The 19,192-nt window shown below is 59.1% G+C and carries 23 protein-coding genes; 10 read left to right on the top strand and 13 right to left on the bottom strand.

The window, feature by feature from the left end:
* Window positions 1-162 precede the first annotated feature (162 nt).
* Complete coding sequence (locus AB4P90_RS09335; protein ID WP_395605834.1) at window positions 163-582, top strand: organic hydroperoxide resistance protein; 420 nt, start codon at window positions 163-165, stop codon at window positions 580-582.
* A gap of 65 nt (window positions 583-647) precedes the next feature.
* Here AB4P90_RS09335 and AB4P90_RS09330 read toward each other — a convergent pair whose 3' ends face one another.
* Complete coding sequence (locus tag AB4P90_RS09330) at window positions 648-1,220, bottom strand: elongation factor P (RefSeq protein ID WP_003172723.1); 573 nt, start codon at window positions 1,218-1,220, stop codon at window positions 648-650.
* 49 nt (window positions 1,221-1,269) lie between these two features.
* Window positions 1,270-2,403, bottom strand: coding sequence for an elongation factor P maturation arginine rhamnosyltransferase EarP (earP, locus tag AB4P90_RS09325; protein ID WP_395605833.1), 1,134 nt, complete (start codon window positions 2,401-2,403; stop codon window positions 1,270-1,272).
* Between the two features lie 132 nt (window positions 2,404-2,535).
* On the opposite strand from earP, the gene AB4P90_RS09320 reads away from it, so the two are divergent.
* Together AB4P90_RS09320 and AB4P90_RS09315 are read left to right on the top strand one after the other, a co-directional pair.
* Window positions 2,536-2,904, top strand: a complete 369-nt coding sequence (locus AB4P90_RS09320) for a hypothetical protein (protein WP_038449530.1) — start codon at window positions 2,536-2,538, stop codon at window positions 2,902-2,904.
* A 14-nt stretch (window positions 2,905-2,918) separates the two neighbouring features.
* Window positions 2,919-3,401, top strand: a complete 483-nt coding sequence (locus tag AB4P90_RS09315) for a GreA/GreB family elongation factor (RefSeq protein ID WP_014717665.1) — start codon at window positions 2,919-2,921, stop codon at window positions 3,399-3,401.
* Between the two features lie 50 nt (window positions 3,402-3,451).
* Here the strand turns inward: AB4P90_RS09315 and cysB are convergent, their stop codons facing one another.
* From cysB to AB4P90_RS09290, 5 genes are all read right to left on the bottom strand, one after another.
* The gene (gene cysB / locus AB4P90_RS09310) at window positions 3,452-4,426 is read right to left on the bottom strand and encodes an HTH-type transcriptional regulator CysB (protein ID WP_003189876.1); all 975 of its coding nucleotides are present in this window, start codon (window positions 4,424-4,426) and stop codon (window positions 3,452-3,454) included.
* A gap of 103 nt (window positions 4,427-4,529) precedes the next feature.
* Window positions 4,530-5,030 (bottom strand): universal stress protein, encoded by a 501-nt coding sequence (locus AB4P90_RS09305; RefSeq protein WP_371359795.1) that lies wholly within the window; start codon window positions 5,028-5,030, stop codon window positions 4,530-4,532.
* Between the two features lie 48 nt (window positions 5,031-5,078).
* Window positions 5,079-5,996 (bottom strand): 5'-nucleotidase, encoded by a 918-nt coding sequence (locus AB4P90_RS09300; RefSeq protein ID WP_019820334.1) that lies wholly within the window; start codon window positions 5,994-5,996, stop codon window positions 5,079-5,081.
* Between the two features lie 15 nt (window positions 5,997-6,011).
* Window positions 6,012-6,974, bottom strand: coding sequence for a putative 2-dehydropantoate 2-reductase (locus AB4P90_RS09295; protein WP_395605832.1), 963 nt, complete (start codon window positions 6,972-6,974; stop codon window positions 6,012-6,014).
* A complete protein-coding gene (locus AB4P90_RS09290) occupies window positions 6,971-7,357 on the bottom strand; it encodes a hypothetical protein (RefSeq protein ID WP_014717661.1) in 387 nt (128 codons plus the stop codon). The genes AB4P90_RS09295 and AB4P90_RS09290 overlap by 4 nt, the downstream gene beginning before the upstream one ends.
* On the opposite strand from AB4P90_RS09290, the gene AB4P90_RS09285 reads away from it, so the two are divergent.
* A complete protein-coding gene (locus AB4P90_RS09285; protein WP_014717660.1) occupies window positions 7,356-7,790 on the top strand; it encodes a pilus assembly protein PilZ in 435 nt (144 codons plus the stop codon). The two genes, AB4P90_RS09290 and AB4P90_RS09285, sit on opposite strands and share 2 nt — an antisense overlap.
* A 130-nt stretch (window positions 7,791-7,920) precedes the next feature.
* Window positions 7,921-8,997: a 3-deoxy-7-phosphoheptulonate synthase gene (locus AB4P90_RS09280; RefSeq protein WP_003189871.1), complete on the top strand. Its 1,077-nt coding sequence runs from the start codon at window positions 7,921-7,923 to the stop codon at window positions 8,995-8,997.
* A gap of 69 nt (window positions 8,998-9,066) precedes the next feature.
* On the opposite strand, the gene AB4P90_RS09275 is transcribed toward AB4P90_RS09280, so the two are convergent.
* Window positions 9,067-9,348 carry a GNAT family N-acetyltransferase gene (locus AB4P90_RS09275; RefSeq protein ID WP_003189869.1) on the bottom strand — a complete coding sequence of 94 codons (282 nt, stop codon included), beginning with the start codon at window positions 9,346-9,348 and terminating at the stop codon, window positions 9,067-9,069.
* 612 nt (window positions 9,349-9,960) lie between these two features.
* Here AB4P90_RS09275 and oprI point away from each other — a divergent pair.
* On the top strand, window positions 9,961-10,212 hold the full coding sequence (oprI, locus tag AB4P90_RS09270; protein WP_003172710.1) for an outer membrane lipoprotei OprI: 252 nt from the start codon (window positions 9,961-9,963) through the stop codon (window positions 10,210-10,212).
* Window positions 10,213-10,390: 178 nt separating this feature from the next.
* On the opposite strand, the gene AB4P90_RS09265 is transcribed toward oprI, so the two are convergent.
* From AB4P90_RS09265 to AB4P90_RS09255, 3 genes are all read right to left on the bottom strand, one after another.
* Complete coding sequence (locus AB4P90_RS09265; RefSeq protein ID WP_019820319.1) at window positions 10,391-11,356, bottom strand: L,D-transpeptidase family protein; 966 nt, start codon at window positions 11,354-11,356, stop codon at window positions 10,391-10,393.
* Window positions 11,357-11,434: 78 nt separating this feature from the next.
* Window positions 11,435-11,728, bottom strand: coding sequence for a hypothetical protein (locus tag AB4P90_RS09260; protein ID WP_003189866.1), 294 nt, complete (start codon window positions 11,726-11,728; stop codon window positions 11,435-11,437).
* Window positions 11,729-11,786: 58 nt separating this feature from the next.
* Window positions 11,787-12,392: an arylesterase gene (locus AB4P90_RS09255; protein WP_014717658.1), complete on the bottom strand. Its 606-nt coding sequence runs from the start codon at window positions 12,390-12,392 to the stop codon at window positions 11,787-11,789.
* Window positions 12,393-12,402: 10 nt separating this feature from the next.
* On the opposite strand from AB4P90_RS09255, the gene AB4P90_RS09250 reads away from it, so the two are divergent.
* Both AB4P90_RS09250 and AB4P90_RS09245 read left to right on the top strand, forming a co-directional pair.
* Entirely contained in the window at window positions 12,403-13,086 is a 684-nt protein-coding gene (locus AB4P90_RS09250) for an ABC transporter ATP-binding protein (protein WP_003189864.1), read from the top strand.
* Window positions 13,086-15,596 carry an ABC transporter permease gene (locus tag AB4P90_RS09245; RefSeq protein WP_038449528.1) on the top strand — a complete coding sequence of 837 codons (2,511 nt, stop codon included), beginning with the start codon at window positions 13,086-13,088 and terminating at the stop codon, window positions 15,594-15,596. Before AB4P90_RS09250 ends, AB4P90_RS09245 begins: the two co-directional genes overlap by 1 nt.
* 38 nt (window positions 15,597-15,634) lie before the next feature.
* Here the strand turns inward: AB4P90_RS09245 and greB are convergent, their stop codons facing one another.
* The gene (greB, locus tag AB4P90_RS09240; protein ID WP_060767700.1) at window positions 15,635-16,114 is read right to left on the bottom strand and encodes a transcription elongation factor GreB; all 480 of its coding nucleotides are present in this window, start codon (window positions 16,112-16,114) and stop codon (window positions 15,635-15,637) included.
* A gap of 124 nt (window positions 16,115-16,238) precedes the next feature.
* Window positions 16,239-17,303 (bottom strand): hypothetical protein, encoded by a 1,065-nt coding sequence (locus AB4P90_RS09235; RefSeq protein WP_395605831.1) that lies wholly within the window; start codon window positions 17,301-17,303, stop codon window positions 16,239-16,241.
* 240 nt (window positions 17,304-17,543) lie between these two features.
* Between AB4P90_RS09235 and AB4P90_RS09230 the strand changes: the two genes are divergently transcribed.
* Both AB4P90_RS09230 and AB4P90_RS09225 read left to right on the top strand, forming a co-directional pair.
* Complete coding sequence (locus AB4P90_RS09230; protein WP_060767683.1) at window positions 17,544-18,470, top strand: ABC transporter ATP-binding protein; 927 nt, start codon at window positions 17,544-17,546, stop codon at window positions 18,468-18,470.
* Window positions 18,467-19,192 (top strand): ABC transporter permease, encoded by a 726-nt coding sequence (locus tag AB4P90_RS09225; RefSeq protein ID WP_014717653.1) that lies wholly within the window; start codon window positions 18,467-18,469, stop codon window positions 19,190-19,192. The genes AB4P90_RS09230 and AB4P90_RS09225 overlap by 4 nt, the downstream gene beginning before the upstream one ends.

Here is a 19,192-nt window from a genome sequence, read left to right as displayed (position 1 = left end):
CGTCATCGCAGGCAAGCCAGCTCCCACTTTTTGTTCTGCGACACCCTTAAATTCTTCAACGCTGAAAAATTAACTTGCGCACTAAACATTAGCGCTATACATTCACCTCACCAACTACTTAGCGCACAAATGTTTAGCGCTAAACACACAAAGGAACGCCCCATGCAAACGCTCTATACCGCAGTAGCCACCGCCACTGGCGGCCGTGATGGTCGCGCCGTTTCCAGCGACAATATTCTCGACGTCAAACTGTCGACTCCAAAGGAGTTGGGCGGCGCCGGTGGCCAGGCCACTAACCCAGAGCAATTGTTTGCTGCCGGCTACTCCGCTTGCTTTATCGGCGCACTGAAGTTCGTGGCCAGCCAGACCAAACGCAAAATCCCGGATGACGCCTCGATCACCGCCCACGTGGGCATCGGCCAGATCCCGGGCGGCTTCGGCCTGGATATCGACCTGCATATCAGCCTGCCGGGCCTGACCCAGGATGACGCGCAAAGCCTGGTCGACGCTGCGCACCAAGTGTGCCCGTACTCCAACGCCACCCGTGGCAACGTTGAGGTGCGCTTGCATGTAACGGTCTGAAAAACAGACGCCCATGAAAAAGCCCGACTCAAGGTCGGGCTTTTTTCGTATAGCCGGGGCCAGAATTACTTCTTGGCGCGGCCTTTGTACGAACCACCTTCACGGGTGTCGATCTCGATCAGGTCGTCGATTTCGATGAAATCGGCCACTTGCAGTTCGGTACCGTTGCTCAGTTTGGCAGGCTTCATCACCTTGCCGGAAGTGTCGCCGCGAGCGGAGCCTTCGGTGTAAGCAACCTTACGCACGATGGTCGTCGGCAGCTCTACGGAAACCAGGCGCTCTTCGAAGAAGATAGCTTCGCAGACGTCTTCCATGCCTTCTTCAATGAACGGCAGAACGGCTTCGATATCTTCAGCGTTCAGCTCGTACATGGTGTAGTCAGTGGTGTCCATGAACGTGTAGGTGTCGCCGCTGATGAAGGACAGGGTCGCTTCTTTGCGGTCGAGGATCACGTCGTCCAGTTTGTCATCGGCGCTGTAGACGATTTCGGTCTTGTAACCGGTCAGCAGGTTCTTCAGCTTGGTCTTCATGATTGCGCTGTTACGACCAGACTTGGTGAACTCAGCTTTCTGAACCAGCCAAGGGTCGTTTTCGAGACGGATCACTGTACCGGGTTTCAGTTCTTTACCAGTTTTCATTGCGTATATCCGAAATTTGGATGGGATTGACAAAAATCAAGGTGGCGTATCATATCCAACTTTCATAAAACTGTACCAGCGCCGTCGCAAGATCGGCCTGCAAGCCTTGTTCCAGACACCAGTTCTGCGCGTGCTGGCTGACCTCGGGCCAATGTTCCAGCAGCATTTTCCAGGACTGTGCCATATCGCCATCAGCGTTCCAGGCTTGCCAGAGCGTGACGACGGCAGCTTTGGCGGCCGGTGAAAGTGCGGCTGTGTACAGTCCCAGGAAGGCATCGAGCTTGTCCAGGTGGATGTCTTCGTCCTGGCGGTAGATGTGCCACAGCAATGGCCTCCCCGCCCACTGGGCACGCACGAACGAGTCTTCGCCACGTACGGCGTTAAATTCGCAGCACCATAGCAATCGGTCATATTGCTCCTGACGTACGAATGCAATGACCTGTACGGTCAGCGCACCACGTACTTGGATGTCTCCCGCCGACAAGCTGTTCACCCCCAGCCAGCGTTGCACGTCCCCCAGAATGCGCCCTTCCGGCACCAGCAAGTGCGTCCCCCGTCCATCGGCCGCCAATACGTCCAGCCAGCCGGCCAACCCGTCATTCTCATAGGCAAACAGCGACATCAAACGCGCGCCGGCCGTCGGAGCAACGCCCAGGCTTTGCAGGAACCGTTGTTGCGCGGCCGCGTCCTGCTGAAACGCCCGGCGTCGCTCCAACAAGCCGGCTTCGCGCAACAGGCCGCCAGTACCAGGGCGAAACCCGGGGAAGAAAAAGTACTTCTGCACGCCCTTGTACTTCACCGAAGGCAAGCGATGGCAGCCCACCACCCAGTCTTCAGCGCTGAGGTAATCCAGGTTCATCCACAACGGCGCACGTTCACACTCGGCCATGCGGTCCATGTACTCGGGCGGTAGCTGGCACGCGAACGCAGCAATCACCACATCCGCCGGGTGTGCGCCTGGCCATTCGGCCGGCCAGTGGCGCACTTGGACGCCCTCTTGCCATTGCTGGCCCACCTGCACATCAATGTCCGGGCACATGCGTTCGAAGGCGCGCAGGTCATCGACCCACAAGCGCACGTCACAGCCATGCTCCACCACCAACTGCCGGGCCAGGCGCCAGGTCACGCCGATGTCGCCGTAGTTGTCGACGACACTGCAAAAAATATCCCAGCGGGCTTTCATTCCGGGCTCCATCGATCAAAGGTTCGATTGTCCGCATAAATGCGTGGATGCAGAAGGCTTGATCGCGATTATTCTGCACGGAGGCTGTGCGACAATCACCGTCATGCCGTCAATGCCTGCCAGGAGGCCCTTATGTCTGACCGTCCGTTATCGCTGTTCAAGCTCTGCATCGCGATTGCCGCCGGCGTGTGGCTAGGGTTTATCGCCATTGCGCTGACCGCCTGGCTGGCGTCTCGCTACCTGTTCCCCCAGAGCCTGGCGCCGGTGGCACAGGCGGTTCAGCAATTGGGCAAACCGGCCATGGTTGAGCCGCAGCCACCGAACCGTCTGTTCGAACAGTACCAACAGAACCTGCAAAAACAGGAACAACAACAGGCCCTGGACCAGGCCCGAAGCAACGCGCGTAACCTGTCCAACCCCAAATGCCAGTTCTGGCTGCAACAAGACCAGAACGCCCCCAATGAAAAGACGCGGGCCAATGTCCTGCAATTCTGCGATTGATGCCAGATACCGCCATGAATAAACACGCCGTGCTCCAGCTGATCCTGGAAAAGCTCACCGTCGACATCGACGTCGTCCAACGCGCCGCGCAGACCGCCTACGAAACCGCGACCCACGAAGAAAACATTGCCGAAAACAAATACGACACCCTCGGCCTGGAGGCTTCGTACCTGGCCACCGGGCAGGCCCGACGAGTGGAGGAGATCAAGCAATCGCTGGTGCTGTGCCAGCAACTGCAGCTACGTGCGTACGATGATCAACGCGGGATAGAGATAGGCACGCTGGTGGGCCTGGAAGACGAGGACGGTCGCCAGCAATGGCTGTTCCTGGCGCCGGATGCGGCGGGTTTGAAAGTGGATGTGGTGGGGCAACCGGTGACGGTCATCACGCCACGCTCGCCCCTGGGCAAAGGCCTGCTGGGCAAGCGTATCGATGAAGAGGTAGAGATTCTGGTGGCCGGCGCTCGGCAGCACTTTACGGTGACCGAGGCCCGATAACCTACACCCCTGTAGGAGCGAGCTTGCTCGCTCCTACAGGGTAATCGCGGTCAGTGGACGGGCAATTCAACGCCGTCAAACAACTCTTCCAGCTCTTGCTTGTTGTGGCACTGGATCGCCTTGGCCATCACTTCACGGGTCAGGTGCGGTGCGAACTTCTCGATGAAGTCGCACATGAAGCCGCGCAGGAAGGTACCGCGACGGAAACCGATCTTGGTCACGCTGGACTCGAACAATTCGCTGGCATCCAGCACCACCAGGTCTTTGTCGAGGTTGGTGTCGACCGCCATCTTGGCGACGATCCCGACGCCCAGGCCCAGGCGCACGTAGGTCTTGATCACGTCGGCATCGGCAGCAGTGAACACCACCTTGGGCGTGAGGCCGCGATGGCTGAACGCTTCGTCGAGCTTGGAACGGCCGGTAAAGCCGAACACGTAGGTCACGATCGGGTATTCAGCCAAGGCTTCCAGGGTGAGCTTCGGCAGCTTGGCCAAAGGGTGCCCCTGGGGCACAACCACGCAGCGGTTCCAACGGTAGCAGGGCATCATTACCAGGTCGCCGAACAATTCCAGGGCCTCGGTGGCGATGGCAAAATCGACGGTGCCGTCAGCGGCCATCTCGGCAATCTGCATCGGCGAACCCTGGTGCATGTGCAGGGCTACGTCCGGGTATTGCTTGATGAAATCACGGATCACCGGCGGCAATGCATAGCGCGCCTGGGTGTGAGTGGTGGCGATCGACAAGGTGCCTTTCTTCTCGTTGGAGAATTCCTGGGCGATCTGCTTGATGCTTTCGACTTTACGCAGGATCTCGCCGGCGGTGGTGATGATGCGCTCGCCAGCTGGAGTGACGCGGGTCAAGTGTTTGCCGCTGCGTGCGAAGACTTCGACGCCCAACTCGTCTTCGAGCAGGCGGATCTGCTTGCTGATACCAGGTTGCGAGGTATAGAGGCTTTGAGCGGTAGCGGAAACGTTGAGGTCGTGGTGCGCCACTTCCCAGATGTAGCGCAGTTGTTGAAGCTTCATATGAATCCCTCAAAGCAGATAGACGCCACGGGTATCAGCGACGGTATATAACTATATTAAAGGTTTGACGGATAAATCTAGAACTTTTTATCGTTTTTGCCGATCAACTATCGTCACTGCGCCGACGCTGCAGCGACGGCACCAGGTAAACCGGCACGGGGGACAACTGCAACACCCGTGCGGCGGTACGTCCAAGGGGGACGGCCACACCGGTTGCCTGGCTATGACTCCCGACGATCAGTAAGTCGACGGACAGTTTTCGCAACTGGTCGAGAATCACCTCGCAAGGATCCCCCTGGATCACCTTGACCGAGCGAATCCATTGCAGGTCCTGCTCCCCTTCCTCCCACTCCTCGCGAAAGCTGTCCAGCACACGCTGTTCAATCGTCGCCATCACCGTGCTCAGCCCCTTGCTCTGCCATTCGCTCAAGGCGGTTTCATCAAGGTAGCTCTGCAACACCGATTCGGCGAACAATCCAATGGGCTCGACCACGTGGATCACATACAGGTCAGCCTTGAACGTTCGCGCCAGCGCCACTGCATGTTGCATCACATAGGGTGCATACAGACCGAGGTCCGTGGCAAACAGCATCGAGCGAATCATAAAACCTCCTGGACTGCCAGGATGGCGGGAATTGAATGAGCTTAGCAGCTAGCGCTCGGTCTGGATTCTCAACTCATTGCTGATGCCATGGGGCACGTGCCCGGTGGCCACTACCTCCCTGGCTTTCTCGCAATGGCCGGCCTGGTCATCGAAAAACACATCGGCGGCAAAGGCTTCCAGAAACGCGGATTTTTCCAGGCCACCGAGGAACAGCGATTCGTCCAGGCGGATATCCCACTCGCGCAAGGTGCGGATCACGCGCTCATGGGACGGTGCCGAACGTGCGGTGACCAACGCGGTACGAATCGGGCAGGCCTCATCGGCAAACTCGCGTTGCAACAGGTTCAGTGCCGCCAGGAAGCCCTTGAACGGACCGCCGTGCAAAGGCTGGCGCGCCGACTCTCGCTCGCTGGCCTGGAAGGCTGCCAGCCCACCGGCCTGGTAGACGCGCTCGGACTCATCGGAGAACAGCACGGCATCGCCGTCGAATGCGATGCGCAGCTCTTCGCTGGAAGCGCGGCGCGGGCCGCCCGACAGAATCGTCGCGGCCGCAAACCCGGCATCGAGGGCGCTGCGCACATCTTCGGCATGGGTGGAGAGAAACAGATGACAACCGAAGGCGGCCAAATAGGGATAGGGACTACGCCCGCCTACGAAAGCGGCGCGGGAAATATCCAGGCCGTAATGCTGGATCGAGTTGAACACCCGCAGCCCGGTATCGGCACTGTTGCGCGACACCAACACCACCTCGACCCGCGCACGCCCCAGGCTGGCATTCAGGCTCAGCAGCTTCTTGACCAGCGGGAAGGCATCGCCAGGCTCGAGGGTTTCTTCCTCGTGCTCGATCTGGTATTTGCGGTAAGCCTCGACCCCTTCAGCCAGATAAACCTTGTGGCTGTCACTCAGGTCGAACAGCGCTCGTGAGGAAATCGCCAGCACCAGTTTGTCAGCCAATCCCTTCACCATGGTGGTCCCCCCCAATCAGCGGTTGTGCCGATCAATAAAACTCAAGGCCTGATAGAGCGCCTGCATGCGTGGCAGTTCGCAACCGGCCGCTTTGGCAGCAGCCAAGGGACGGGCATAGATGGCCGCCAGCTCCAGCGGCCGCTTGTGCAGGTGGTCGTGGTACATGCTGGGCAGGTAGTCGTCCATGGTTTCTGTCATGGCGAACATCTGCCCAGCGTAACTGGCAGGAATTTCATGCCCGCAGGCATGAGCGCCCTGCACCACCTCGGCCATCAGCGCCTGGATCAACTCGCGGCTGGACTCATCGGCCATCATGGCCGTGGTACCCGTGCCCAGCAACACAGAGAGGCCGTTGAACGGCACGTTCCAGACCAGCTTGTGCCAACGCGCCAGATGCACATTGGCCATGGCCTGGGACTCGATGCCAGCTTGATGAAACAGCCCGGCACCGGCTTCGACAATCGCCTGTTGCTGCACCTTATCGTTGGCCGCCGTGCCACTGTGATAGCCCAGGTTGACACGGCCCAGCGCCTGATGCTCGACCACGCCGGGGGCCGAGCGGTGCACACCGATGTAGCACAGGCCGCCCAACAGATGCAGCGACGGCGGCAGGTGTTCACGCAGGCTGTCTTCGACATCGAGGCCGTTTTGCAGGAGCACCACTTTGGCATCCGGCGCCGCCACCTGGGCGATGGTGGGCGCCAGGTCCACATTACCGGTGGACTTGGTGCCCACCAATAGCCAGTCGCACGGCGGCATGTCGGCGGCGCTGGCATAGGCCTGCACCGGATGCAGGTGCAGTTGCCCATGCACCGTACTGTTGACGTGCAGGCCATGCCTGCTCACCGCGGCATATTCGCTGCGCAACAGGAAATGCACATCGAAGCCGGCACGCGCCAGCATCAGTCCGTAGTAACCGCCGATGGCACCGGTGCCAATAATGCCAATGCGTGGCGACGGGGCTGCAACTGCTGTCATGGCAAATCCTCTGGTGTTCGGTTGAGCGCCTGGTTTAGGCATTCGGCGAGGTCGGATGCTGTAAGACGTGTCTGTAATTGCCCAAAGAATTGACCCTCGCACACCAGGAACAACGCCGGCAAATGAAAGATCCGGTAGCGTTCCACCGCACCGCCGTTGTGCCCGGCATCCACCCAGCACACGCGGTCCACCGGCAAGTGCCAGCTGGGCAACTGCTGGCGTGCCCAGCGGCAACTGGCACAACCGACACTGGTGAACACTACCAGCGAAATACCTGGCAATCCCAGCAATTGCTGGTCAATATCCAGGTCGGTCAATTCCAGTTCCTTCACTATACTGCTGCCATTGCCGTCAACTGGACGGCGCTCGGAGTCCGTGTACATGGGTCGTTTTTTACCTCACCCTGATGATGTCGCTGTCGAGTTGATCCAACGTCCCTCTCCCGCCCTTCCCCGCCAACGCCTGCACACTATCGGCCGCGGCGGCGTCGCCTGCAATTGGCCACGTGCCTGGCGCGCCGGCACGGCGGTAGACCTGCATATCCCTTCCCTAGGGCCCAGCGCCCGTTATCCAGGCTATGTCGCCTGGTGCCGCAAAGTCGAACAGGGCTATCGCATTGGTATTTGCTTTACCGACGAACACGCCTTGTTCGGTGCACGGATGGGCGAGCAAGTGTGCCAGATCGAGCGTTACTGCCGCCTGCACGAAGACGCCGAGCCAACGCCTGCACAACTTGAAACCATGGCCCGTGAGTGGGTGTCGCGTCATGCCGGCGAGTTCTCCCATGAGGCGGTTGTGCAGCCAGCGCTGGATTAAACCGGGCTTTGCCCATTGTCGCGGGCCCGTGTTACGCGCTAAGGTTCCTCCCCCCTGCATTCAAATCATGCTGTGCCCGCCGCACGGGGATAGCTGGCGGCCGGCACCCGTGACCCTGGCGAGTAACACGATGGCTGATTTACCGATCAATGACCTTAACGTTGAATCCAACGAGACCCTGATCACCCCCGATCAGCTCAAGCGCGAAATCCCCCTGAGCGACGCTGCCCTGCAGACCGTCACCAAGGGCCGCGAAGTCATCCGTGACATTCTCGACGGCACCGACCACCGTCTCTTCGTGGTGATCGGGCCCTGCTCTATCCACGACCTCAAGGCCGCCCACGAATATGCCGAGCGCCTCAAAGTGCTGGCGGCTGAAGTGTCCGACACCTTGTACCTGGTCATGCGCGTGTATTTCGAGAAACCGCGTACCACCGTCGGCTGGAAAGGCTTGATCAACGACCCGTACCTGGACGACTCCTTCAAGATCCAGGATGGCTTGCACATCGGTCGCAAACTGCTGCTGGACCTGGCTGAAATGGGCCTGCCCACCGCCACCGAAGCCCTCGACCCGATCTCCCCGCAATACCTGCAGGACCTGATCAGCTGGTCGGCTATCGGCGCACGCACCACCGAATCCCAGACCCACCGCGAAATGGCGTCCGGCCTGTCTTCGGCCGTAGGCTTCAAGAACGGCACTGACGGCGGCCTGACCGTGGCGATCAATGCGCTGCAATCGGTCTCCAGCCCTCATCGCTTCCTGGGTATCAACCAGGAAGGCGGCGTGTCCATCGTGACGACCAAGGGCAACGCCTACGGTCACGTGGTGCTGCGTGGCGGCAATGGCAAGCCCAACTATGATTCGGTCAGCGTCGCGCTGTGCGAACAGGCGCTGAACAAGGCCAAGATCAAGCCAAACATCATGGTCGACTGCAGCCACGCCAACTCCAACAAAGACCCGGCCTTGCAGCCATTGGTGATGGAGAACGTTGCCAACCAGATTCTGGAAGGTAACCAGTCGATCATCGGTTTGATGGTCGAGAGCCATTTGAACTGGGGTTGCCAGGCGATTCCAAAAGACTTGGCCGACTTGCAGTACGGCGTGTCGATCACCGATGCCTGTATCGATTGGTCCGCCACCGAAACTACCCTGCGCAGCATGCACGCCAAGCTCAAGGACGTGTTGCCCCAGCGCAAGCGCACCTGAGTCCGTACCGGTTTCGCGCACACAAAAACGCCGGGCTAAGCCCGGCGTTTTTTATTGGCAACTGGTCAGTTACAGCTTCGCGGCATGGCGCTGGTGGCGCTCCATATAGCGTTCGACATAAGAGCACGACGGGATCACCGTGTAGCCAGCCTCTTCGGCAAACTTCAAGGCTTCCTCGGTCAACGCAGCCGCAATGCCTCGCCCCCGCAGTGCGTTGGGCACGAAGGTGCGATAGATATCCAGGGTCTGCTTCCCGAGGTCCATGTAGGTCAGGTAGGCACGATGACCGTCCACATTGGTCTCGAACTGATGACCAGCCTGGTCATGGTGGATGGACAACGCCTCGCTCATCACTACTCCTCGCGGGTCTGAATTAACGACCCTACCTTACCGATGTTTTTCCGGCGAAGGAACATCTACGCCACCCCGTGCCGGTTTCGACAGCGAGAAAACCGTGAGCGCTCACAACCAGCACATAGGGAATAGTAGGCACCAATCCTGAAATTGCTCAAGGCGCACTCGTCATTCCCCGCCGCTGGTGGATATAGAAAGGGCCTCGATCAACCGGTGACCGATAGCCTGAACATTGCCGGCAGTTGAACCTTGAGACGAACTGGCGCTCTTAAAGTCACCTCTAGATGCGCAAAAGATGCCCGCCGCAGTAAAGCCAAGCGTAACCAAAGTGCCCCGCTTCGTTATATAAAATTTCATCTATTTACAAGGCTTAACACATGCGGGCCGGCCCTTTCAGCCTGGATCCAATGTGCGTCCAGGTGCAAAAAATTGGACAGTTTTCATACAAACCGCCAAAAGATTAGCCAAAATAGATTCGGCACAAGAAATTTTTTTGCTTCTTGCGCAACGTCAGTTTACTTACTACAAGTAATGGGTAGTATGTACGCCGGCTATTAGCTCACTCTGAGAAAGTAGCCATTAAATTGAAAGTCCTTGAAGGGGAACACGATGAACAACGTTCTGAAATTCTCTGCTCTGGCTCTGGCCGCAGTTCTGGCTACCGGTTGCAGCAGCGTCTCCAAAGAAACCGAAGCTCGTCTGACTGCAACTGAAGACGCAGCAGCTCGCTCCCAGGCCCGTGCAGACGAAGCCTACCGTAAAGCTGATGAAGCTCTGGCTGCTGCTCAAAAAGCACAACAGACTGCTGACGAAGCTAACGAGCGCGCTCTGCGCATGCTTGAAAAAGCAAGCCGCAAGTAATAATCCTTCGGGGTTGTTATCAAGCCGATCCATTTATGGGTCGGCTTTTTTTTGCCTATGATTTGGCATGTGGGAGCGGGCTTGCTCGCGAAAGCGGTGGGTCAGTCAACATCAATGTTTGCCGGGCCGACGTCTTCGCGAGCAAGCCCGCTCCCACAGGGATGTTCGCTCAGGCTTATTATTGAAGATCGAGCGGGGTGCTGGACGCCACAGGTGCGCCGCCTGGCACACCAATTTCGGTCGGCAAGCCATCCTCGGCGGCGACCACATCACGCACCTGGTCCCAGTTGACGCGTAGGTTATTGGACAGGTCCTCGCGCTTGAGCAACGCATTGATGACCGCGGTGTGCTTGTCGACCACCGATGGCGTACCGTCATCATTCAACGGCGTGTGGGCCTCAAGGTAGACCTTGCCACCACTGCTGCCGAACTTGTACGCGTCATTGATGATGCGCACTGACGTGCCTACCGGCACCATGCCTGCCATTTCCAACACGTTGTTATTGAACATGCGGAAGCACCCGTGGCTGGTACGCGTGCCGATACCAAACTTCATGTTGGAGCCGTGAATCAGGTAACCCGGCGTGCCCAGGGTGAACTTGAACGGCCCCAGTGGGTTGTCGGGGCCGGCAGGCACCACGTTGGGGAGCGGGTCACCGTTGGCGGCGTGCTCGGCCTTGATCGAGGCCGGTGGCGTCCAGGTCGGGTTCGGCGTCTTGGCGATGATACTGGTATGGGCGATCGGCGAACCCCAGCCTTCCCGGCCAATGCCCAGAGGGAAGGTATAGACGACGTTTTGGCCTTTTGGATAGTAGTAGAGCCGGTATTCCGCCAGATTGATCACAATGCCTTCCCGCGGCCCGGGCGGCAGGATAAAGCGTGTCGGCAGCACAATCTCAGTGCCCGCACCCGGCAACCAGGCATCGACACCCGGGTTGGCCGCGACCATTTCCGAATAGCCCAGGTCGTAGGTGGTGCCAAGGTCAGCAAAAGTGTCTTCGTACTTGGCCTTGATCACTTGGACCTGGCCAACAATGTCCTCACCGGGCGGTGGCAAGGGCAACTGCAAGGCCGCCGCCGAACCCGCCGCACAAAGCGCAGCAAGAGACAGGCAGCAGGTGACGACGGAAAGGCGCGACAACATCCGGAAAATCCTTCGCAAGACGACGGGTAGGGAAAAATTGATTGTATACGGCTTCGCAGCGCCAAGCTTCAAGCTGTTTTACAGCTCGAAGCGCAGCTCCGGCCAGATCGGCGGCGTGCCGCGCTTTTGCGATTCTAGAATCGCCCGGCATAACGGGCAGAGTCGCTGGTCTTGAAAAATCGAGCGGTTGACCGATGACCAGCGTGGCTGTGCGGGCAATAAAGTGCCGCAGAGCGTGCGGTCGATGGAGCCGCCCAGTTCCAATTGACGCGCCACCAAATGCACTCGCACTTCCTGGCAGGCGAACAGGTCCAGCTGCTCGTCCGGCTCGATCAGTTGGTAGTTAAACAGGGACCAGGCAGGGCGCGACATCGAGGGCTCCAAATCAGGGGGGCGCCACCTTAGCCGAAAGCCTGCCGGTAGAAAAGCGTCATAGCAGCGGTTTTAGCGCCGGCCAGACATTTTCCAGCAACTTGTCTTGCGCCGCGACCGCCGGGTGCAGCCCGTCAGCTTGCATCAACTCCGGATGGCCACCCACGCCCTCGAGGAAAAACGGCACAAACGGCACCTTTTCTTTCTGTGCCACATCACCGAATACCTTGGCAAAAGCTTCGACATAGCGCTTGCCGTAATTGGGCGGAATCTGCATACCCAACAGCAGCACCTTGGCGCCGCTGTCCCGGGACTGCTGAATCATCGAAGCAAGATTTTGTTGCAATTGCGCAGGCGGCTGGCCGCGCAAGCCATCGTTGCCACCCAACTCGATCACCACCACGTCCGGTTTGTGCGTTGCAAGCGCCGCGGGCAGCCGCGCGAGGCCTCCTGCACTGGTGTCGCCACTGATGGAAGCATTGACCACTTTGTCGTCAAAACCCTCCTGCTTGAGCCGTTGCTCCAGCAACGCGACCCACCCTTTGCGGGTATCCAGGCCGAAACCGGCACTGATACTATCGCCAACGATCAGGACTGTACCCGCCGCTGCGTTCTGGGCCATGCACATCAAGGCCAGGCCAGCACTCAAAAACCACACTCGCATCGGATTCTCCATGGGCGCAAGCATTCTCACCGCGCGAAACCTTAGCAAAGTGGTTCCCAGCGCGGAAGGTGAACTGACTATCCTGCACGAACTGAGCCTGGAACTGAACAAGGGCGATAGCCTGGCTATCGTCGGCAGCTCCGGTTCCGGTAAATCCACACTACTGGGCCTGCTGGCCGGCCTCGACCTGCCCAGCAGCGGCGAAGTGACCCTGGCCGGGCAAGCCCTGAGCACCCTCGACGAAGATCAGCGCGCGCGCATCCGTGCCGAGCATGTGGGTTTCGTATTCCAATCCTTCCAATTGCTCGACAGCTTGAATGCTCTGGAAAACGTGATGCTGCCGCTGGAGCTGGACGGTCGCCAGGACGCCCGCGAGCGAGCCAAACACCTGCTGGAGCGCGTAGGCCTGGGCCAGCGCCTGACCCACTCGCCCCGCCAACTGTCCGGTGGCGAACAACAACGCGTGGCGATTGCCCGCGCGTTTGCCGCCGAACCGGACGTGCTGTTTGCCGACGAGCCCACCGGCAACCTCGACAGCCATACTGGCGAGCGCATCAGCGACCTGTTGTTCGAGTTGAATAAAGAGAGCGGTACGACCCTGGTACTGGTCACCCACGACGAGCGCCTGGCCCACCGTTGCCGGCGCCTGATCCGCCTTGAAGCCGGCCTGATGGTCGCGCCCCTGGAGCCTTGATGGCACGTTTGCCGCTGTTGCGCCTGTTCAGTCTTGCCATGCGTCAGTTACTGCGCGATGCCCGCGCCGGCGAATTGCGCGTGCTGTTCTTTGCCCTGCTGGTGGCCGTGGCCGCCAGCACCGCTATCGGCTACTTTGGTGCGCGCCTCAACGGCGCCATGCTGCTGCGCGCCACCGAATTCCTCGGCGCCGACCTGGTGCTCGAAGGCAGCTCGCCGGCCCGTGCCGAGCAAATCAAATCTGGGACCGAATTGGGCCTGGATCACGCTCGCATCGTGGAGTTCTCCAGCGTTATCGCCACCGATAACGGCATCCAGCTCTCCAGCATCAAGGCGGTCAACGAGCAGTACCCCTTGCGCGGCGAGCTTAAAAGCAGCACCGAGCCCTTCGGTACGCAAATCCCGGGCGGTGGCCCCAAACCTGGTGAAGCCTGGGTAGAAGCACGGTTGCTGACGGCGCTGGACCTGAAAGTCGGCGACAGCATCGATGTCGGCATGAAGACCCTGCGCCTGGCGCGCATCCTGAACTATGAGCCCGACCGCGCCGGCAACTTTTACAGCCTCACGCCCAGGGTCATGATCAACCTGGCGGACCTGGACGCCACCGGTGTCGTCCAGCCAGGCAGCCGTGTCAGCTACCGCGAACTATGGCGTGCGCCACAAGGCAGCACAGCGCTGCAAACTTATCGCGACCTGGTCAAACCGGGCCTGGCTGCCAACCAGCGCCTGCAGGACTCCCGCGATGGCAACCAGCAAATCGGCGGCGCACTGGGCAAGGCCGAACGTTACCTGAACATGGCCAGCCTAGTGGCTGTGCTGCTGGCTGGCGTGGCCGTGGCGCTGTCAGCCAACCGCTTCGCCAGTCGACGTTTCGATGCCAGCGCGTTGTTGCGCTGCCTGGGCTTGTCGCGCCGTGAAGCCATGCTGCTGTTCAGCCTGCAACTGAGCGTACTGGGCTTGCTGGCGAGCCTGGCCGGCGCCCTGCTCGGCTGGCTGGCGCAATTTGGCCTGTTCTACTTCCTGCACGACCTGCTACCCGCCGACGTACCGCCAGGCGGGCTGCTACCGGCCGTCGCGGGGATTGGCACCGGGCTGGTCGCCCTCGCCGGCTTCGCCCTGCCGCCGCTGGCCGCACTGGGCCGGGTACCGCCGCTGCGGGTATTGCGCCGCGATTTGCTGCCTATTCCTTCAAGCACTTGGATGGTCTACGGCGCGGCACTGTTTGCCTTGGGCCTGATCATGTGGCGCCTGAGCCTGGACCTGGTATTGACCTTCGCGTTACTCGGCGGCGGTGTAGTCGCTGCGCTGCTCCTGGGTGGCTTGCTGCTGTTGTTGCTACAGAGCCTGCGGCGGTTACTGGCTCGTGCCTCCCTGCCGTGGCGCCTGGGCCTGGGCCAATTGTTGCGTCACCCGTTGGCGGCGGCAGGCCAATCCCTGGCCTTTGGCTTGATCCTGTTGTCCATGGGGTTGATCGCGCTGTTGCGAGGCGAATTGCTCGACACCTGGCAAAACCAGTTGCCCAAGGATGCGCCCAACTACTTCGCCCTGAATATCCTGCCGGCCGACAAGGACGCCTTTGGCGCCCGTCTGCTGGACGTCCAGGCACAAGCGGCGCCGCTCTACCCGGTGGTGCCGGGGCGCTTGATCAGCATCAATGGCGAACCCGTGCAGGAGATTGTCAGCAAGGACTCCAGTGGCGACCGGGCCACTCAACGCGATCTGAGCCTGACCTGGGCAGCCGACTTGCCAGCGGGTAACGTCCTGACGGCAGGTACGTGGTGGTCGGCGCAACCCACTGACGGGGTTCCTGGCGTGTCGGTGGAAGCCAAGGTGGCCGAGAGCTTGAAGCTCAAGCTCAACGACCATTTATTGTTCACCATCGGTGGGGAAAACCGTGAAGCACGGGTCACCAGCCTGCGCACCATCAACTGGGATAACTTCCAGCCCAACTTCTTCATGATTTTCCAACCGGGCACCTTGAAGGATCTGCCCGCGACCTACCTCACCAGCTTCTATCTGGCTCCCGGCCATGACCAACAGATCGTCGACCTGTCACGGGCCTTCCCGGCGGTCACTATCCTGCAGGTCGAGGCCCTGCTGGAGCAGTTGCGCAGCATCCTCGCCCAAGTGACGTTGGCGGTCGAATACGTGCTGTTGTTTGTACTCGCGGCGGGCATGGCAGTGTTGTTCTCTGGCCTGCAGGCCACCCTGGATGAACGAATCCGCCAAGGTGCATTGCTGCGAGCCTTGGGCGCCGAGCGCAAGTTGCTGGTCAAGGCCCGACGCATCGAATTCGGTCTGTTGGGGGCGGTCAGTGGCTTGCTGGCGGCACTGGGCACCGAACTGGTGACCTGGGTGCTGTACCGCTATGCCTTTGACCTGGCGTGGCATCCCCACCCGTGGTTGTTACTGCTGCCCGTGATCGGTGCCGTGCTGATTGGCGCTGCCGGGGTATTCGGCACACGCCGTGCACTGAATGCCAGCCCGCTGACCGTATTGCGCGAAGGCTGAGACCTGGATGGCACGCCCCCAGCCAAGGGTACGTGCCATCAGGCGGTCCTCACATATTCGATCTTGGTGATCCACCAGCACACCTCTCCGCCGGGGGTCTGTACGATTGCCTCGTCGTCCACCTCCTTGCGCAGCAGGGCCCGTGCCATGGGTGAGTCGATGGAGATGTAATCCATGCGATCGTAGATCTCGTCATAACCGACGATGCGAAAACGCTTGGTCTCGCCCTGTTCGTTTTCGATTTCGACCCATGCACCGAAAAATACCTTTCCTTCCTGCTCGGGCATGTACTCCACCACCCGCATGTCTTCCAGGCGTTTGCGCAGGTAACGCACCCGTCGGTCGATCTCCCGCAACAGCTTCTTGTTGTACTGGTAATCCGCATTTTCACTGCGATCTCCCAGGGAGGCGGCCCAGGTCACTTTGCGTGTGGTATCCGGGCGTTTCTCTCGCCACAGGTAATCCAGCTCTTTTTTCAGCGCTTCATGACCTTCTTTGGTAATCAGCTTGGTACTCAAACGCTTGCATCCCCAGGCAATGTCCAATGGTGCCGTTATGCCAGGGCATCATGCCCAGGCAGCGGCCGGCTGGGACTGATGATAAATGAACCCTGGAAAGTATCCAGGCCGGCGCCCCATTACCTCACCCATGCCCCTCCAGCACTTGGTCCAATTCAAGCAACGTGCCTTGCATACGCTGGCGCATACCCGACAACTGCAACATCATCATCGCCAGCTTTTCGGCCTTCTGGCTGACCTCCAGTCCCTGCTCCTGCAAATAGGTATGGCGCTGCTCAAGTTCACGGCCTTTTTCTTCCAACTGGCTCTGCTGCTGTTGCAATCGCGCCTGCCACTGTTCAAGCATTTGCTCCTTCTCTAGGACCGCGCATTTTTTTTGCGTCAGTTCCTGGGCGACTTTGGCCAGATTGCTCAGCGCGCTGTCCATTTCGAGCAAAGAGGTATGGTCCAACTGGGCAGGCGGGTCCAAGGGTTCGGGCTCAGGCTCAGGCTCAGGCTCAGGCTCGGGTGGCGCCAACCGTAGGTTGTCTGACTCAAAGTGACTGTCATCTTGTTCAACAGGAACAGACGACGCACTGGGCTCAACCTGCTCCTGCGGTATCGCGACCAGCGACCGCGCCGGTTCTTCAAGGGTGCCTTCATCCATAGGTTGCGGCGCAGTCGTGGCTGAGCGCGGATTTCGCGGCGGCGCAACCATTTGCGACGAGAAGCGAATGGACGGCACGATCACTGCGCTGCTTTCGATCGCAGGCAACGCCGGGGCCGACATGCCCAAGGTGATGACCTTCATGACCAAAGCTTTCTTGATGATCACCGAGTGATGATCCTCTGGCCTGGCAGGCGGCAACCGGCAGCCTTTCAAATCAACGAAATGAAAGGGCACCTGGGGTTCGGCAATCGGCGTTGTCTTCGAGCCGGCTGCCGCTGCCATCGTCAGGATCTGTTTGAAGACTTGCATGGCTAATTGCAGGTCCTCTTTGGAGTCAACGCCTCCCAGGAAATACCGGTCAATCTTTTTACGCAGTGCCGCGATATAGACCCTGGAGTGGCCGGGTTCTGCCTCCTCATCCAGGCTATACACCAGAAAGTTGGACGCCGTTTGCGTCACAGCAAACCCGCACAACAAGGCGCCGTTAACGGGCGTCCCTTCATCGTTGCGCTCAAGAACAAGAGTACGTAGAAGCATCATGGCAATCTGGCCTCGTTACAAAGGAGAAAACTTTATATAAACATCAGATAAACATCTGGACATTAATAAGTATTCAAAACAAAACAATTGTTTCAGCGGATTATCGGGCCGAACGTAGGATTCTTCTTATTAATCACACTTCGCGTTCCCAAGCCTTCATATTGAACGTACCCTTTTTAAAGCACTTTTCCATACAGCCGGCCTCTCTCACACGCCCTGAAAAACTTATTCGGTAAAACCATGATCGAGATAAGCAACCTGACAAAACAGCTGGGCAAAACACGCGTAATCAGCAACTTGTCCTTCTGTGCCCAGCGCCAGGAGTGTGTGGGCTTGCTGGGAGAGAGTGGGGCGGGAAAAACAACACTGTTGAGCCTGATCGCCGGGACGATCAAGCCGACGGCCGGGCACATCAGTATTCAAGGCTTCAATACCCATACCCACTCAATTCAAGCCAAAAAGGTCATTGGCTATCAGCTCCAAAACGGCCTCGACCATCACACGATGCCCGTCAAAAACATGCTCAATTTCATTGCCGCCATTCGCGGCTTGAGCGGGATGGAAAAACGCAGCCAGGTGGCGCAGGTAGCCGCACGACTGGAACTGCTGCCCGTGCTCGACTGCCCCATCAACGTCCTTTCCCTTGGTTTGAAGCGCAGAGTGGCAATGGCCCAGGCGCTCCTGCATTCCCCAAGCCTGCTGCTGCTGGACGAACCCACAGAAGGGCTCTGCCCTGATCAACGCCTCAAGTTCCGGGCACTCATCCAGTCCCTGAGCGAGGAAATGACCATCATCATCGCCTCCCGCCATTACCAGGATCTGGCGGACATCTGCACCCGTGCCTTGGTTATCGCCGGTGGTCGCCTGGTGGGCGATGCCTCGCTGTCCGACTTACAGCGCAGCTCCCGGCACTTCCAGGCCGTCACCCTCGCGGCAGACGCCCCGCTGGATTTGCTCGCGTTGGCCGTATTGCCCGGCGTCGCAGGCATCGAAGAAGACCGGCATGCGCCCGGCAAGGTTACGGTACTGGCCATGCCCGGGCATTCCATCTTTCCCTCGATCAACGCGCTTATCACCCATCGCGGCTGGAACATCACCTCAATGAATCTGGAGCCGGGTCGCCTGAACGATGTCGTTCACCATCTGAGCCAAGAGGTAACACCTTGAGACTGCTACCTGTCATTTTCAAACGACAACTCGTCAGCTATGCCTGCGCCCCCAGCGCTTACCTGAGCGTGGCGGTTTTTCTCGCACTGTGCGCAGCGCTGGGACTGCATTCCAACCAATGGATGGAGCGAAACAGCAGTGATTTGCAGGCTTTTTTCGAACTGCACCCCTGGCTTTATCTCCTGCTGGTCCCCCTTTTATCGACGCAGTTGTGGTCGGATGAATCCAACGCCAGCTTTTACAACACCCTGAATGCCTTGCCTGTCACCTCGATGGAACGGGTGATCGGAAAATTCATCGCGGCATGGACTGTCTGTGGCATTGCGCTGATGCTTAATTTCCCGCTGGTGATTGCCGTGAATTATCTGGGCACACCTGACAATAGCGTTATCGCCTCACAATTCCTGGCCAGTTGGTTACTGGCGGGAAGTTATCTTTCGGTAGGTTGTTTCATCTGTGTACTTGCGAACCAACGCCTGCTGATTTTCTTTTTCACGCTCGGCTTGTTGCTGACCGCCAGTGGGCTTTCGTCAGTACTGGATGCACTTGAACAACAAGCACCGATATGGATTATCGACAGTTTGATGTCCCTGGATCCCGTTGCCCGCTTCAGCGCGATGGATAACGGCAAGCTCACACTGCAGGACAGCCTGTACTTTATCAGCATGATCGTTGCTTTTCTGTTTGCGACCACCCTCACACTCAATTATAAAAACAGCTGA

Source organism: Pseudomonas sp. B16120, assembly GCF_044218845.1.
Classification (GTDB): domain Bacteria; phylum Pseudomonadota; class Gammaproteobacteria; order Pseudomonadales; family Pseudomonadaceae; genus Aquipseudomonas; species Aquipseudomonas paracarnis.
Note: the sequence above shows the minus strand (reverse complement) of the source record. Positions and strands in the feature narration are given on the sequence as shown.

Excerpts from the sequence above, each read along its gene's own strand:
- AB4P90_RS09335 (WP_395605834.1), top strand. The coding sequence starts at position 163 with ATGCAAACGCTCTATACCGCAGTAGCCACCGCCACTGGCGGCCGTGAT.
- AB4P90_RS09330 (WP_003172723.1), bottom strand. The coding sequence starts at position 1,220 with ATGAAAACTGGTAAAGAACTGAAACCCGGTACAGTGATCCGTCTCGAA.
- earP (WP_395605833.1), bottom strand. The coding sequence starts at position 2,403 with ATGAAAGCCCGCTGGGATATTTTTTGCAGTGTCGTCGACAACTACGGC.
- AB4P90_RS09320 (WP_038449530.1), top strand. The coding sequence starts at position 2,536 with ATGTCTGACCGTCCGTTATCGCTGTTCAAGCTCTGCATCGCGATTGCC.
- AB4P90_RS09315 (WP_014717665.1), top strand. The coding sequence starts at position 2,919 with ATGAATAAACACGCCGTGCTCCAGCTGATCCTGGAAAAGCTCACCGTC.
- cysB (WP_003189876.1), bottom strand. The coding sequence starts at position 4,426 with ATGAAGCTTCAACAACTGCGCTACATCTGGGAAGTGGCGCACCACGAC.
- AB4P90_RS09305 (WP_371359795.1), bottom strand. The coding sequence starts at position 5,030 with ATGATTCGCTCGATGCTGTTTGCCACGGACCTCGGTCTGTATGCACCC.
- AB4P90_RS09300 (WP_019820334.1), bottom strand. The coding sequence starts at position 5,996 with ATGGTGAAGGGATTGGCTGACAAACTGGTGCTGGCGATTTCCTCACGA.
- AB4P90_RS09295 (WP_395605832.1), bottom strand. The coding sequence starts at position 6,974 with ATGACAGCAGTTGCAGCCCCGTCGCCACGCATTGGCATTATTGGCACC.
- AB4P90_RS09285 (WP_014717660.1), top strand. The coding sequence starts at position 7,356 with ATGGGTCGTTTTTTACCTCACCCTGATGATGTCGCTGTCGAGTTGATC.
- AB4P90_RS09290 (WP_014717661.1), bottom strand. The coding sequence starts at position 7,357 with ATGTACACGGACTCCGAGCGCCGTCCAGTTGACGGCAATGGCAGCAGT.
- AB4P90_RS09280 (WP_003189871.1), top strand. The coding sequence starts at position 7,921 with ATGGCTGATTTACCGATCAATGACCTTAACGTTGAATCCAACGAGACC.
- AB4P90_RS09275 (WP_003189869.1), bottom strand. The coding sequence starts at position 9,348 with ATGAGCGAGGCGTTGTCCATCCACCATGACCAGGCTGGTCATCAGTTC.
- oprI (WP_003172710.1), top strand. The coding sequence starts at position 9,961 with ATGAACAACGTTCTGAAATTCTCTGCTCTGGCTCTGGCCGCAGTTCTG.
- AB4P90_RS09265 (WP_019820319.1), bottom strand. The coding sequence starts at position 11,356 with ATGTTGTCGCGCCTTTCCGTCGTCACCTGCTGCCTGTCTCTTGCTGCG.
- AB4P90_RS09260 (WP_003189866.1), bottom strand. The coding sequence starts at position 11,728 with ATGTCGCGCCCTGCCTGGTCCCTGTTTAACTACCAACTGATCGAGCCG.
- AB4P90_RS09255 (WP_014717658.1), bottom strand. The coding sequence starts at position 12,392 with ATGCGAGTGTGGTTTTTGAGTGCTGGCCTGGCCTTGATGTGCATGGCC.
- AB4P90_RS09250 (WP_003189864.1), top strand. The coding sequence starts at position 12,403 with ATGGGCGCAAGCATTCTCACCGCGCGAAACCTTAGCAAAGTGGTTCCC.
- AB4P90_RS09245 (WP_038449528.1), top strand. The coding sequence starts at position 13,086 with ATGGCACGTTTGCCGCTGTTGCGCCTGTTCAGTCTTGCCATGCGTCAG.
- AB4P90_RS09235 (WP_395605831.1), bottom strand. The coding sequence starts at position 17,303 with ATGATGCTTCTACGTACTCTTGTTCTTGAGCGCAACGATGAAGGGACG.
- AB4P90_RS09230 (WP_060767683.1), top strand. The coding sequence starts at position 17,544 with ATGATCGAGATAAGCAACCTGACAAAACAGCTGGGCAAAACACGCGTA.